Annotated in this window: 12 protein-coding genes; 3 read left to right on the top strand and 9 right to left on the bottom strand. The window is 55.3% G+C overall.

The features are described 5' to 3' along the window. Positions 1-29: 29 nt before the first annotated feature. Genes IB226_RS10240 through IB226_RS10225 form a run of 4 tightly spaced genes read right to left on the bottom strand, consistent with a single transcriptional unit; the run spans position 30 to position 4,864 of the window. Positions 30-809, bottom strand: a complete 780-nt coding sequence (locus IB226_RS10240) for an SDR family oxidoreductase (protein ID WP_192235120.1) — start codon at positions 807-809, stop codon at positions 30-32. 9 nt (positions 810-818) lie between these two features. Further along, entirely contained in the window at positions 819-1,898 is a 1,080-nt protein-coding gene (locus IB226_RS10235) for a Xaa-Pro peptidase family protein (protein WP_192235118.1), read from the bottom strand. Continuing rightward, positions 1,891-3,534: a GMC family oxidoreductase gene (locus IB226_RS10230; RefSeq protein ID WP_192235116.1), complete on the bottom strand. Its 1,644-nt coding sequence runs from the start codon at positions 3,532-3,534 to the stop codon at positions 1,891-1,893. Before IB226_RS10230 ends, IB226_RS10235 begins: the two co-directional genes overlap by 8 nt. Before the next feature lie 10 nt (positions 3,535-3,544). Beyond that, on the bottom strand, positions 3,545-4,864 hold the full coding sequence (locus IB226_RS10225; protein ID WP_192235114.1) for an MFS transporter: 1,320 nt from the start codon (positions 4,862-4,864) through the stop codon (positions 3,545-3,547). A 152-nt stretch (positions 4,865-5,016) separates the two neighbouring features. Between IB226_RS10225 and IB226_RS10220 the strand changes: the two genes are divergently transcribed. Next, positions 5,017-6,189: an ROK family protein gene (locus tag IB226_RS10220; protein ID WP_192235112.1), complete on the top strand. Its 1,173-nt coding sequence runs from the start codon at positions 5,017-5,019 to the stop codon at positions 6,187-6,189. Between the two features lie 39 nt (positions 6,190-6,228). On the opposite strand, the gene IB226_RS10215 is transcribed toward IB226_RS10220, so the two are convergent. Then, positions 6,229-6,975 carry an SDR family NAD(P)-dependent oxidoreductase gene (locus tag IB226_RS10215; protein WP_110867182.1) on the bottom strand — a complete coding sequence of 249 codons (747 nt, stop codon included), beginning with the start codon at positions 6,973-6,975 and terminating at the stop codon, positions 6,229-6,231. A 147-nt stretch (positions 6,976-7,122) separates the two neighbouring features. On the opposite strand from IB226_RS10215, the gene IB226_RS10210 reads away from it, so the two are divergent. Beyond that, the gene (locus tag IB226_RS10210) at positions 7,123-8,028 is read left to right on the top strand and encodes a LysR family transcriptional regulator (RefSeq protein ID WP_110867183.1); all 906 of its coding nucleotides are present in this window, start codon (positions 7,123-7,125) and stop codon (positions 8,026-8,028) included. Between the two features lie 35 nt (positions 8,029-8,063). Here IB226_RS10210 and IB226_RS10205 read toward each other — a convergent pair whose 3' ends face one another. The 4 genes from IB226_RS10205 to IB226_RS10190 all read right to left on the bottom strand — a co-directional run bounded on the left by IB226_RS10205 (position 8,064) and on the right by IB226_RS10190 (position 12,758). Then, on the bottom strand, positions 8,064-8,960 hold the full coding sequence (locus tag IB226_RS10205) for an SDR family oxidoreductase (RefSeq protein WP_101761337.1): 897 nt from the start codon (positions 8,958-8,960) through the stop codon (positions 8,064-8,066). A gap of 249 nt (positions 8,961-9,209) precedes the next feature. Then, entirely contained in the window at positions 9,210-9,362 is a 153-nt protein-coding gene (locus IB226_RS10200; RefSeq protein WP_101761338.1) for a general stress protein, read from the bottom strand. 116 nt (positions 9,363-9,478) lie between these two features. Beyond that, positions 9,479-10,588, bottom strand: a complete 1,110-nt coding sequence (locus IB226_RS10195; protein ID WP_192235609.1) for an ABC transporter substrate-binding protein — start codon at positions 10,586-10,588, stop codon at positions 9,479-9,481. Between the two features lie 40 nt (positions 10,589-10,628). After that, the gene (locus IB226_RS10190; protein WP_192235110.1) at positions 10,629-12,758 is read right to left on the bottom strand and encodes a TonB-dependent siderophore receptor; all 2,130 of its coding nucleotides are present in this window, start codon (positions 12,756-12,758) and stop codon (positions 10,629-10,631) included. Positions 12,759-12,954: 196 nt separating this feature from the next. Between IB226_RS10190 and IB226_RS10185 the strand changes: the two genes are divergently transcribed. After that, positions 12,955-13,842 carry a MurR/RpiR family transcriptional regulator gene (locus IB226_RS10185; RefSeq protein ID WP_192235108.1) on the top strand — a complete coding sequence of 296 codons (888 nt, stop codon included), beginning with the start codon at positions 12,955-12,957 and terminating at the stop codon, positions 13,840-13,842. Positions 13,843-13,844 lie beyond the last annotated feature (2 nt).

Here is a 13,844-nt window from a genome sequence, read left to right as displayed (position 1 = left end):
GAATGGCGACCCGATAAAAATATCATTTATTACTCGTGATAAATCTGGCTGCGTCCGCCATCAACCAGGATATCGGTGGCATTGATGAAGCGCGCTTCGTCCGAGGCGAGAAACAGCGCGGTATATGCCACTTCCTGCGGTTCACCAATACGTTTGCACGGTAGCAAAGCGGCCTGCCGTTCACGCTCGGCTTGCGGATCGGGACAGCTTGCCAGCCAGGCTTCAGCGGCGGGCGTCATGATCAAACCCGGAGAAATGCTGTTAATGCGAATTCCCTGGCTGGCGTACTCCACGCCCAGCGAACGCGTCAGGCCAATCAAACCGTGCTTGGCAACCGGATAGGGAAACGCGCCGGGAATGATTTTGTGCCCATGTACCGACGCGACGTTAACGATATTGCCGTACTGGCGCGCCAGCATGCCCGGCAGCACGCTGCGGATCAGGTTGTAGGGTCCTTTCAGATTGACCTCCATACAGCGCTGCCAGTCGTCATCTTCCAGTGCCAGCGGATCGCGAAACACATTCACGCCCGCGCAGTTGATCAGAATATCAATCGGGCCCAGCGCTTGCTGCGCTTCGCTCACCGCCCGCTGCACCTCCTCGGGTTGCGTGACATCTGCGCTATAGGCAATACAGTGTTGACCACTTTGCTGCTGCAACTCTGCCGCCAGCGCTTCGGTGGTTTCACCGTCAAGATCGAACAGCGCCACGCGAGCACCTTGTTTCGCAAACAGTGTAGCGATCGCGCTGCCTATGCCGCTGCCAGCGCCGGTGATAATCGCGTTTTTATTGGGTAATCGTGATGACATATCGCTTCCTTATGAAGATGCCGGTAATGCCAGCCAGTCTGGGAAGTACAACGTGCGCTCACCGCGCTGCACGGTAATCATTGGCCATTCGCCACTGCGCGTTAAGGCTTCGCAGCCCTCAGCGGTAAGCAAAAAGGTATCTTCGCTTTTTACGCCGCTGAGCGTGGGATTCCACGCCACGGCAATATCAGAATGAATATCGCCGCGCGTATCTGGCGTTAGGATCACGTCGCGGCAACCATAACCCGCCGGGCCGCCCTGATGATGATCGCGCCACGCATCGCCATGTCCGTGCCGCTGATAGGCATCTTTAATTGCCTGAAATAGCGTTGACCAGCTTTGGCCCGGCTGCGTTGCACAGAGAATATCGGCGTGGATCTGGCACAACGAGTTGAGGTGCTGGCGTAATGCGGGTTCAGGTTGGCCGATATGCACTAACCGCGTCAGGCTCACGTGCAGCCCGTGGCGCTCGGCGCCGAGCGTGATCAGCATGTGTTGTTGCAGCTTTTTCTGCGTGGGCACCGGGTGTTTGAACGCGCTAATACGCTCATCGGCCGCCACTAAGGTGCACATCGGACGAATACCGCGTGCCAGACAGGCTGCGACAATCTCGGCCTCCACCTGCCATTCCGTCACGCCCGCTTGTAGCTGGCGCGCCACACCTTCAACAATCTGCGCGGCTTCGCGCCCCAACGCTCTAAATCGCTGCTGTTCGCTGCTGTTCAGGCCCTGTCGCAGTGCGACCATCGCTTGTTGAATATCAGACATGCCGTTTTGCGGCGTATCGCTGCCGAATTTGCCCTCAGGCAACAGGGTATTTAACGATTGAAACCACGGATAGCTCAGCGTTTCACAGGCAAACGGCAGCGATTCTTCGGCGAGGATACGCGGCATCTCATTTTCAGGGGCGAGCAGTAGAACCTTGTCCTGCGTGATGAGCAAGCTGGCCACGCCGACTTCGGCGCGTTCCACCACGTAAAAACTGGCACCGTCGGTCAGCCAGGCGATGTTATCGCGCCGGGTAAGCAGCACACCATCGAGTTGCCAGGAGGCAAGTACGCGCTGCAGGCGGGTTAATTTTTCACTCATAAGCGTGCTCCTTTTTCTCGCTCTGCTGCCTCTGCAACATCAGTTCAGCGGCGCGATGGGCCACTGCCATCACAATGGCATTGGTGTTGCCGCTGATAATGTTGGGCATCATTGAGGCATCGACCACGCGCAGGCGGTTAACGCCGCGCACGCGCAGGTCGTCGTGTAACACCGCCAGCGGATCGTTATCGTGGCCCATGCGGCAAGTGCCGACCGGGTGATAGCCGGTTTTCACCATGCGCTTGCAGTGTTCGGCAATCTTTTCATCTGAAGTAATCTCTGCACCGGGGAAGATCTCTTGCTGCACCATCGCGCCGATGGGCGTCGCGGTGATGACCTTACGCGCAAAACGGAAACCGGCGATGGTGCGCGCCAAATCGTCGGGATGACCAAAGATTTGCGTATCGATAATCGGCAAGCTGCTGGCGCTGCTATCGCGCAGCGTGACCTCGCCGGTCGCTTTGGGGCGCAGCAGCAGCGAATTGACGGTAACGCCATGGCCGGGATCGGCGCCCATCACGTCGCGGTCGAGATACACCGTAGGCACGCAAAACATCTGAATCGTTGGCGTGGCGCCGAAATCGATCGGGTCAAAGAAGGCGCAGGTTTCCACGCCGGTGGTGGTGACCGGACCGGTTTTGAACAACATATATTGCAAGCCAGCTTTGACCATTGGCCAGCCACGATCCTGACCATAATAGCCAAACGCACCGTTGGTGCTGGCTACCACCGGCACTTCATAGTGATCCTGCAAATTCTTGCCGACACCCGGCAAATGCTGACGCAGCGTGATGCCATGCTGTTTTAGCTGGGCTTGTGGACCGATGCCGGAGAGCATCAGCAGCTTCGGCGTTTGATAGGCACCGGCAGCCAGAATCACCTCTTTACGCGCGCTGGCACGTTGCGGATGGCCATCCTGTGTGTAGCGTACGCCGCTGGCATTTGCGCCCTCAAACAGGATCTCTTCTACCTGCGCGCCGGTGACAATGGTCAAGCGCGCGTCATGGCGCAGCGGCGTAATAAAGGCATCCACCACGCTGCAGCGCTGGCGCGTCTGACCGTTAATGGTGTGCTGCATAAAGCCTACGCCAAACGGATTGCCTGTATTGAAATCCGGCGTGTAAGGAATGCCCAATCCCTGCAGAGTTTTCACATAAGCGCGGCTCAGAGGGCTGAAGTGGCCGAGATGCGACACTTTCATTGGCCCGCCGATGCCGTGATGGGGCGCGCCGAGATGATCGTTATCCTCGATGGCGGTAAAGTGCGGCAGCAGCGCATCCCACGACCAGTCGATGCCCTGATTGCCGAGTGCGCTGTTCCAGTCGGCGTAATCCTGGCGATGGCCGCGCATATACACCATCGCATTGACCGTCGAACCGCCGCCCAACACTTTCGCCTGCGGCACAATCACGCCGCGTCCGTTGAGCTGTGGCTGCGGCTCGGTCTGGTGCATGGTGAGGAATTTGTCGCTGGCGAGAAACTTCATGTAACCTGCGGGCATCTTTAGCACCGGGTGATACTCATCGCGCCCGGCTTCCAGCATCAGCACGCGCGCGTTGCCTTCCGTGACTAACTTGGCGGCGACGATACAACCGGCGCTGCCGCCGCCCACCACAATGTAATCAAACTCTTTCATGGTTCTCTCTTTACTCTGAAGCGACAGAATCTAAACGGCGCAGGCGCTGCGCCTCGGGATTATGCTGCTCGCCGGGATCAAGCGGGCTGAGCAGGAAGCACCAGGAAACCAGGGCGCTGATCAAGTACAAAGCGGCGTAACCCCACACCACGCCCGAGGTGCCAAACAGCGCGTTGAAGGCGCCATAGAGTGCGGGGCCAAAGAAAGTGGAAAGCCCGGCAGCAAAGCAGTAAATCGCCATCGCGTTACCTTTATCTTTTGGCTGGCACAGGGAAGAGAACAGCGCGGCAGCGGGAACATAGCCGCACAAGGTGATGCCATATAAACACGCGCAGATGACGCTGAGGACAAAGCTGCCGTGGCTCCATTGCGGCACAAAATACATCAGCAACATTGAGATGCCGGAACCGAGTCCACCAAATACCGTCAGCACTTTGCGCCAGCCGATGCGATCGCTGAGCTTGCCGACAATGGGATTAAAACTCATGCCGACTAAACCCATGATGGTGATCAGGCTGAGGTATTCGGTTTGCGTAAATCCGATCTGCTCGGTGAAAAAGCCCGGCAGGAAAATAAAGAAGCCGAAGTAAGGCGTGGTGTTGATGATGCGCACTACGGCAGCGGCGGCGATGCGCGGTTCACGCCACAAAATATCGATGCCGCCCATTAGCGTACGCGCAACGCTCTGCTGACGGTGTTGCTCATCGAGCAACGACTGATAGCCGCTGCGTTCTTTAAGCGCGATCACCATGACCAGCAACCCCAACGCGACCAGCCCAAGCGACAGCCAGAAAGTCGCGTATTCACCAATCAACTGTATTGAGAAGATCGCCACCAGCGATCCCAGCGTGGGCAAGCCGCCGGTAAACGCCAGCCAGAACCAACCGGTTGCTGAACCGCGCATATCGGCGGGTGCGGCGGCCTGAATCCACACCAGAAACGCATAGGCAAACATGGGGTAGGCAACGCCGCGCAAACCGTAGGTTAACGCCAGCAAGGCCACGCTATGGGAAGGCAAGGCGATGGCGAGGAACAGCACTTCAAACACAATCCAGATCACACCGCCTGCCAGCATCACTTTGCGCGGGCCAATGAGTGTGGAGAGTGAACCGGCCAGCCACGAACCGAGCGTAACGGTGACGCCGTAGAAGGCGATCACCGCCGCCGCGATATTGAGTGAGAAACCATTTTCATGCAGGTAAGGCGCGAGATAGTTCGACTCTACGCCATCGCCAATCATAAACAGCAATACAGCGACGTAGCCCCAGGCCAGCGCGGGTGGAATACCGAGGCGGATCAGCCACGGATGGTTTGCAGGTGATGTTGTCATGTTCAATGTCTCTTGGGAGGTGAGGATATTTTTTTGTTATTGGGATGAGCACGAACTTTAAGGCAACGGTAGTAAAGAGGATGGCGAAACCATCACAAAAGACAGTAAACTCTGTTTAGTAAACGGGGCGGATGGAGTGTAATGGAGACAAAATGAAGCCGGTGGGTTTGAACAATTTGCAGGTGCGAAAACATAATAAGTCGCTGTTTATGTCGCTTATGTGGCGGCATAAGCAACTCAGTAAATCTCAATTGGCACACCTCAGCGGCTTAACCATTCCAGCCACCAGCAAAATTTTGCAGGCGCTGCTGGATGAAGGAAAACTGCAACACTCTGAGGCGCTGATGAGCGCTCGCGGTAACAGCAATGGCAGTTTTGAACTGCCATCCAACGGTGCCTGGACGCTGTGTTTATGCGTCAAACCGAGCAGCATTGAACGGCAACTGGCCGATGCGCAGCTGGTAGCGCAGGGAGAATTTGAGCAAGTCGCTATCAAAGCGGAAACGCCGGAAACATTGCTCAGTGAGATTGAGGCGGTGTGGCGGAAGACCTGCAAACAGTGGCCGAAGCGACGCATTAATCTGGCGCTGGCAGTGCATGGTCAGGTCGATCCGGTCACCGGTGTGTCACAGCATATGCCGCAAGCCGCGTGGAAAACGCCGTTGCAGTTAAAATTTCTGCTGGAGGAGAAGCTCGGCGTGGAAGTGCGTGTGGATAACGACTGCGTGATGCTGGCGCTGGCTGAGAAGTGGTTAAATCGCAATGCGCTCAGCGAATTCTGCGTCATCAATGTGGATTACGGCATCGGCTCATCATTTGTGATCAACGGTGAGATTTTTCGCGGCAATTTGTACGGCAGCGGCCAAATCGGCCACACCATCATTGAGCCGAACGGTCAGCGCTGCAGTTGCGGCCGTCAGGGTTGTCTGGAAACGGTGGCCTCACTCAGCACCTTAAAACAGGCGGCTCATCAGCGCGATCCCGAAGCGCCGCAGCCCAGCAGCACGCAGTTATTGCAAGCGTGGCAAGCGGGCGAACCCTGGATTGTAGCGTGGGCACAGCGCGCCGCCGAAGCGATTGGTATGAGCTTATATAATTTTCTCAACACGCTGAATATTAATCAGATTTGGTTATATGGTCGCAGCTGTACCTTTGGTGACAGTTGGTTGCAGACCATTGTGCGACAGATCGATTTTAATCCGTTCGATCCGCGTGATGCGTTGAAAAGCAAAGGCACCAATGTGCATTTTGGTCAGCTGGATCGGTCGCGGCAGGTGCTGGGGATTGGTTATTTGTATGTGGAGGCGGAACCCAGTGCGGCTTGAGAGCGTGGTCGCCATAAATGGCGACCTACACAATAGCTTTCAGACCTGCGCCATACCGCCATCGACGAACAGCTCAGCGGCGTTAATAAAGCTGGACGCATCGGACGCTAAAAACGCCACCACTTTGCCAATTTCGTCAGGTTCGCCAAGACGACCTAACGGCACCTGCGCCGCCAGCGCATCAAACAATCCTTGCTGCTGATCTTCCGGCACCAAACCACCCAAACCTGGCGTGCGCACCGGGCCGGGACTCACAACGTTAACGCGAATACCGCGATCTTTCACATCCAGCGCCCATGAGCGGGCAAAGTTGCGCACCGCGGCTTTACTGGCGCTGTATACGCTGAATCCGGCAGTACCCTGAACCGATGTGGTGGACGAGGTGAGGATCACCGAGGCATTGTCACTCAGTAGTGGCAACGCCTTCTGCACGGTAAACAGCACGCCGCGCACGTTGGTGCCAAAGATACGGTCAAAATGCTCTTCGGTGATGGCGCCAAGCGGCAGCATGTCGCCGCCACCGGCGTTGGCGAACAGGATATCGAGGCGGCCCGCTTGTTTGGCGATTTCTGCGTAAACGTTGTCGAGGTCGCTTAGCACCGCAGCATCAGCGCGAATACCGCTGGCGCTGGCACCGATGCTGGCGACTGCCGCATCAAGCTCCGCCTGACGACGACCGGTGATAAACACGCGTGCGCCTTGTGTCGCCAACTCCTGCGCGGATGCCAGACCAATGCCAGTTGTGCCGCCAGTTACCAATGCGATTTTGCCGTTGAGTGCGTTCATGTTTGCTTCTCCAATGGGTGATGAGGTTTTGATGACTGCGTTGCAGTGCATGAGAAGCAATCTATCTTCACGGCGTTTGCTGATAAATGGTGTAAAATCGAAATAACTATTTCTGTGTGTGGATAATTAAAGGCGGCGGAAAACAGCATGGATCAGTTATTGGCGATAAAGGCCTTTGCGCGCGTCGTCGAAGCGGGCAACTTTACGCGTGCGGCGGATTCTCTTGATATGCCGAATGCCACGCTGAGCAAACTGGTGCAGGAACTGGAAGCGCATCTCGACGTTCGCTTGCTGCAACGCACCACGCGGCGCGTCACGGTGACGCCAGAAGGGCGCGATTACTATGAAAAAGCGCTGCGCATCGTGCGCGATTTGGAAGATATCGATCACTCGTTTAATGCGGAAAGCGCCAAACCTGGCGGCTATCTGCGTATTGATATTGGCGGCTCAACCGCGCGCGATGTGTTGATTCCGGCGCTGCCCGATTTCATTGCCCGCTATCCGGACATTCGTATCGATCTTGGCGTTGCGGATCGCGCGGTGGATTTGATCAGCGGTAACGTCGATTGCGTGATACGCGGCGGTCCGCTTAGCGATTCGTCGCTGGTGGCGCGTCATTTGGGGGATGCGGAGATGATTACCTGCGCCGCGCCGGGCTATCTGAAAACCTATGGCGTACCGGCTTATCCGCAGGAGCTGAAAAATGGACATCGCATGGTGAGCTATTTGTCACCGCAGAGCGGCAGGGCGTTTCCGTTTCGTTTTACCCAGGGCGAAGAGCAGCTTGAGATTAAGAGTGAGCATCGGATTGGCGTCAATGAAAGTAACGCGCATTTGGCGGCAGCGGTTGCGGGTTTAGGGATTATTCAGACCTTCCGCTATGCAGCGGCAGCAGATTTACAGGCAGGGAAATTGGTTGAGATTCTGGCGGCGTGGCGTCCGGGGAATTATCCTTTTCATGTGGTTTATCCGCAGAATCGTCATCTTACGCAGCGATTACGGGTGTTTATCGGATGGCTGAGGGACGTGTTTCCTGAACGATTGAACGGGTAGAGCGGGATCGCCACGAATGGCGACCCCAAAGATGATTACAGCGTGCCGGTGCCGCCATCAGAGCACCACACCTGGCCGGAGGTGAAGCTGTTTTTCACATCGGCAAACGTGACGTACAGCGGGGCGATTTCAGCCGGTTGTCCCGGACGACCCAGCGGTGCGGATTCACCGAACTTCTCCACTTTCTCTTGCGGTTGTCCGCCGCTCACCTGGAGCGCGGTCCAGTACGGGCCAGGCGCAACCGCGTTGACGCGAATCTGCTTTTCACCCAGCTGTTTCGCAAGCGCTTTGGTAAACGCGACAATCGACGCTTTGGTCTGCGCATAATCCAGCAGGATCGCGCTTGGCTGATACGCCTGCACCGACGAGGTGTTGATGATGGACGATCCAGCTGGCAGATATTTCAGCGCCGCTTTGGTGATCCAGAACATCGCATAGACGTTGGTCTTAAAGGTGGCGTCAAAATCTTCAGTAGAGAGTGTCAGGATGGATTCATTAAACTGCTGACGTCCGGCGTTATTCACCAGAATATCCAATCCGCCTAGCTGCTCAGCAGCCTGATCCACCAGCTTCTGACAGAACTCTTCCGAACGAATATCACCCGGAATCGCCACCGCTTTGCGGCCTTCGGCTTCAATCAGTTTTACCACTTCTGCCGCATCAGCCTCTTCTTCCGGCAGGAAGTTGATGGCGACATCCGCACCTTCGCGGGCATAAGCAATTGCCACGGCGCGGCCAATACCGGAGTCACCACCGGTGATCAGCGCTTTACGACCGGTCAATTTACCGGTACCACGATAGCTGGTTTCACCATGATCGGGACGGGGATCCATTTTGCTCGCCAAACCCGGCATCGGTTGCGTCTGCTTTTTAAATGGCGGAACCGGATACGTTTCAGTAATAAGGGTTTTATTTGTGGTTTGCGATGTCATATATATCTCCTTGTCGCATGAGGTGAATAAACTAAGCCTGGCATAAATGTGATGTTTGTCACGTTAGAAAGTGAGCAATCAGATTTATTAAGACGAAACGGTAAACGAAAGGGGGGTTAAAAAGTGCAGCAGTAACGTGATGTAATTAACAATATTTATCGAGGTGCGACTGCAGAAGGGGATAATGCTTAGGGCGTCCGTGCCCTGGCGGATTTCCAAGGTGCTATGTGCTATTTAAAACATGGTTGGCTACTTCTTGCCGCCTTTCTTACCTGCTTCTGATGCTTTAGCGGGGTCATCTTTGAAACTACCACCGCTTTTTTCTCCGCCTTTTTTACCGGCTTCTGATGCTTTCTTTTTATCGTCAGCAAAATTACCGGAACCGCCTCTATGCTCAGCCATAAAACATCCTCTCGTGAGTTGTTGTTGCATGGCGGAAATAAGGGCTTCAACGCCATGCCCGTGCTGCAACTTAAGATTAGCGAGGTTCGGATTAATCACAAGCGGAGCGGAAGTGATTATTTATTGCTCGCTGGCGGGATGTTAATAAAATAAGTGCCGCTATAAGGAATCGGTAAGAAATCACGAAAAATCTGCTGCAGGGTCTTTTCGGGTTCCAGGTCCGCAAACAGCTGTGGATAGAGTGTTTTAGCCATAAATTCTGTCGCCGCAATGTGCCACGGACTGAGGTAGAAATTCATCCAGATCACCGCCGAGTGACCATTTTTCAATGCTGATAATTCGCGTAAACCGTTTTGCTGCGCGGTGAGCTGTCTGAAACTGCTGAGCACGGTTTCGGGTGCCACGTCTGGCCCTAATTTCAGTAAGCCCTGCGAGGCGTTATCGCCAAAGCCGGTAGCAAAATAGTACTGCGGCTGAGCGGCAATCACGCTCTCTTCACTCAGGCGACCAAACACGCCGTGCTGGGTTTTGTTGGCGATATTGTCGCCGCCCGCTGCGTTGAGTAATTCGCCGAGGCTGCCGTTGATCGCCGTCACGCAACATTCGTTACGGCGTCCAAGATGCAGTTGCAGCAGCACCGACGGTTTCGCGCCCTGATAGCTGGCTAAGCGATCATGAATCACCTGCATATGCTGCTGGTAGAAACGATTAAACGCTTCTGCCCGCGCCTGCTGATTCAGCACTTCGCCAAATATCTCCACGCTGCGGCGGGTGTTTTTCAGCAGATGCACGCGCAGATCGATCTTCACCACCGGAATGTGCGCCGCTTTCAGCATGGTGACCAGGCGCAGGTCGGCATCATCGTAGCGTGCCAGACTCGGCAAAATCACCACGTCCGGTTTCAGCGCCAGAATCTGCTCGGGATTAATTGCGTTCGGCCCGCCGGCACCCAGCGACGGAATTTTCAGCATCTGGGGAAAGTGACGGGCAAAACTGTTCCAGGTTTGGCTGTCGTACTTCTTCAGATCCTGCGGCCACGCCACAATGTGCTGAAACGGATCGCCGGGCTCCAGTAACGCCAGCGTATAGAGCATGCGGCTTTCACCCAGCACGATACGCTGCGGACGATCGGGGATCTCAACGCGATTGCCGTCGATATCGGTGATGGTTTTTGCCCAGGCCACGCTGCTGAGCACCAGCAGAAAACAGGCCAGCACCACCAACATCGGGCCGGACAAGCCTGGCGCACGTCGTACAAATATCGAATCAGAATTCAACGCTGGCCTCGAGCATCAGGTTGCGGGTTTCTCCTTCACGCACGCGCAGATTGCCGCCGCTGGAGGTGTAATAATGTTTGTTGAACAGGTTATTCAGATTGAGCTTCAGCTGGGTTTTCTCGCCAAACAGCTGATTGTTCCAGGCGACAAAGCTGTCCGCCACCACATAATCGGGCAGGGTAAAGCTGTTTTCCGGATCGCCGGCGCGCGTTCCCACATAGCGCGCACCGCCGCCTACGCGGAAATCGCCCGGAATGCCGGAGATCGCCAGATTATGGCTCAGATAGAGCGCGCCTGCGTGGCGCGGCGCATTCTGCAGGCGATTGCCGTTATTAGCCGCGTTAACACCGTCATCCACGATCTCGGCTTTGTCGTAGCTGTAGTTGGCGCTGAGATCCCAGCCCGGCAGCACTTCGCCATTTAACTCAAATTCCGCGCCGCTGGAGCGCGCTTTATTGATGGCGCGCGTGGTGCCGTTAATGCTTAGCGACATATCGCGCTCGTTGATGCGATACAGCGCGACGCTGGCAAACAGCTTCGGTGAAATCTGCCACTTGCTGCCGACTTCCCATGTGGTGCCCTGTTCCGGTTTACCGACGTTGCCATCATCATCAACATCGGTCGATGGTGTGAAGGATTTACTCACGCTGGTGTAGAGCGAAACGTCCGGCGTCACTTTGTAGATCAAACCGGCCTGCGGCAGGAATTTGTTGCCTTCGCTGTCCAGCGTTTGCACCACCGGATCAAAACCTTTCGAGGCGCGTTGCTCGTAATGCTGATAGCGTCCGCCCAGCACTGCAATCCAGTTTTCCGTCAGGCTGATGCTGTCTTTGGCATAGATTGAACGGCTGTGCGTGCGGTTGAGGTTATTGGCGTTGGCGCTGTTTACGGTGCTGCTGTTGGTAACAGGCGAAAGAATATCGTACTGCGGATCGGTGAAGTTGAAACCGGTGTTGGCTTTGCCCTGATACTGATGCGCGCGATAGGTTTGGATCATCTCGTAATCGGTGCCCAGCACCAGATCGTGCGTCATCCCTAACACTTGCTGTGAGCCGATCACGTCCCACGAAACGTATTTGGTTTTATGGTTAAAACCGCGATTGGCATCGGCACGACGCGTCACCACGCCAGTGTTAGCATTGACCGCCGTGACGCGCACTTCATTATTATCGTATTGACGCTGGTTCCAGCCGAGCGTGACGCGCGTGCTCCAGTCATCATTAAATTGCCAGTCATAATGGGCGTTGAGGGTTTTGTTGTGACCCCATGCATGGTTAGCTTTGTCATCCAGACGATCTTTGTAGCCCATATCCAGCGGCTTACCGTTGATGAATGCGGTGCCGCGATCGTAAGGAATGTCGTACTGATAATCTGAATAGCTAATCAGGAAGCTGGCTTGCTCACCAAACCACTGCAGCGAGGGCGCGATCAGCGTGTGCTTTTCGCTGCCGAAATTGCGCCAGTAATCCTGATTCTGTTTTTCCGCAATCAGGCGGAAGGCGAAGCCGTTGCCAAGCGGTCCGGTGACATCCACCGTGCCCGCGCCACCGCCTTCACTGGAGGTTCGGCCGCTGACTTTGCTGTGCCACTCATACTGCGGCTTTTTGCTTATCACATTGATTACGCCACCCGGATTCTGGATGCCGTACAGCAGCGATGCGGAGCCTTTCAACACTTCAACGCGCTCAGTGGTGGCATCAAAGTTCAAACCCTGGCTGCTGCGCACGCCATCGCGATAGATCGAACCATCCGAGTTGCTGCCAAAGCCGCGACGCACGAAGCCATCTTCGGTGCCGGCCAGCGTGTTGCCTTCCGTAACGCCGCTGACAAAACGCATCGCGTCGGCAAGACTCGACGCCTGATAATCCTCCAGCTGCTGCTGCGTAACCACGCTGACCGACTGCGCCTGGTTAATGCGCGGCGTAGAGGTTTTACCGCCGATCGCGCTATTAGTGACATTGTAACCTTGTGCGTTATCTTCCTGCGCCGAAACGGTGAGCGTGTTGCTCTCCTCGGCGGCAAAACTGCTGGTAGAACCCCAAATGCTGACGCCGTAAATCGCAGCCAGAATGGCGGGATGGCGTTGAGATTTAAAAGCCGACGGCTTGTTGTTATTCATTCTTTATTAACCTGGTGCAATGCAATTGAGAATCATTCAACCATGTTGTAATGTAGTAGTAAATGGAAATGATTACGAAGTCGTTACATTTTTATTATTATAAATTCATTGGCTTACATCTTAATTCTAAGTAGTAAGTGGGTAATTCACTACAAACCTTCAGTAAAACTCTCACTCTTTAAAGAGCAATCAGCAGATGAGTCGAAATAGCATTAAAAGTCGTGTGGATGTGCTGGGTGAACGCTATCGGTTGCGCGCACCGACATTATCATCCGGTCTGCAAGCGGTGGCGCGTTACATCCACGACCATCGCGAGGTGGTGTTGGATGCCACGGCGCTGGAAATTGCCAGGGCCACTAACACCTCGGATGCGACGGTGGTGCGCGCGGTGCAGGCATTAGGTTTTGCCGGTTTGCGCGATTTAAAAACCACGTTAAACGCCTGGTTTGGACCGGCGATGAACTCTGAAGAGAAGATGAGCGCCACCGTCAGCGAACTGTCGTGCGATATCAATTCCGGCATCGATTTTGTGTTGAGCGGCCATAAACATGCCTGCGATGCGCTGTCCGAACCGCACAATCGTGAAGCCGTCGCCAAAGCGGTAACGCACTTGATTGACGGGCGTCAGGTGGCGCTATTTGGCATTAATGCCTCCGGGATTTTGGCGGATTACAGCGCGCGTCTGTTCACGCGCATTGGTATTCCGGCGGTAACGCTCAATCGCTCTGGGATTGCGCTGGCGGAACAGCTGATTGGGCTGCAACGCGGCGATGTGCTGATTATGATGGCGCAGAAGTCGGCGCACCGTGAAGGCATGACCGCGCTGAAAGAGGCGAAGCGTCTCGGCATGCCGGTGATTTTGCTTACTAATGCGCTTGATTCGGCTTTCGCTAAACAGGCGGATGTCATTATTAACGTGCCGCGCGGTGGCGAGAATGGTCGCATGCCGCTGCACGGAACGGTGTTGGTGTGTCTGGAGATGTTGATATTGTCGGTGGCTTCCGCGACCTCATCGCGTACGGTAAAAACCATGAAGCGTATTCAGGATCTCAATCGATCGCTGAAGCCATCCGGCAAAAAGTAACG

The sequence above is a fragment of the Pantoea sp. PNT03 genome (genome assembly GCF_014852515.1).
Taxonomy (GTDB): domain Bacteria; phylum Pseudomonadota; class Gammaproteobacteria; order Enterobacterales; family Enterobacteriaceae; genus Pantoea; species Pantoea leporis.
This window is presented reverse-complemented; position numbering and strand designations above follow the sequence as displayed.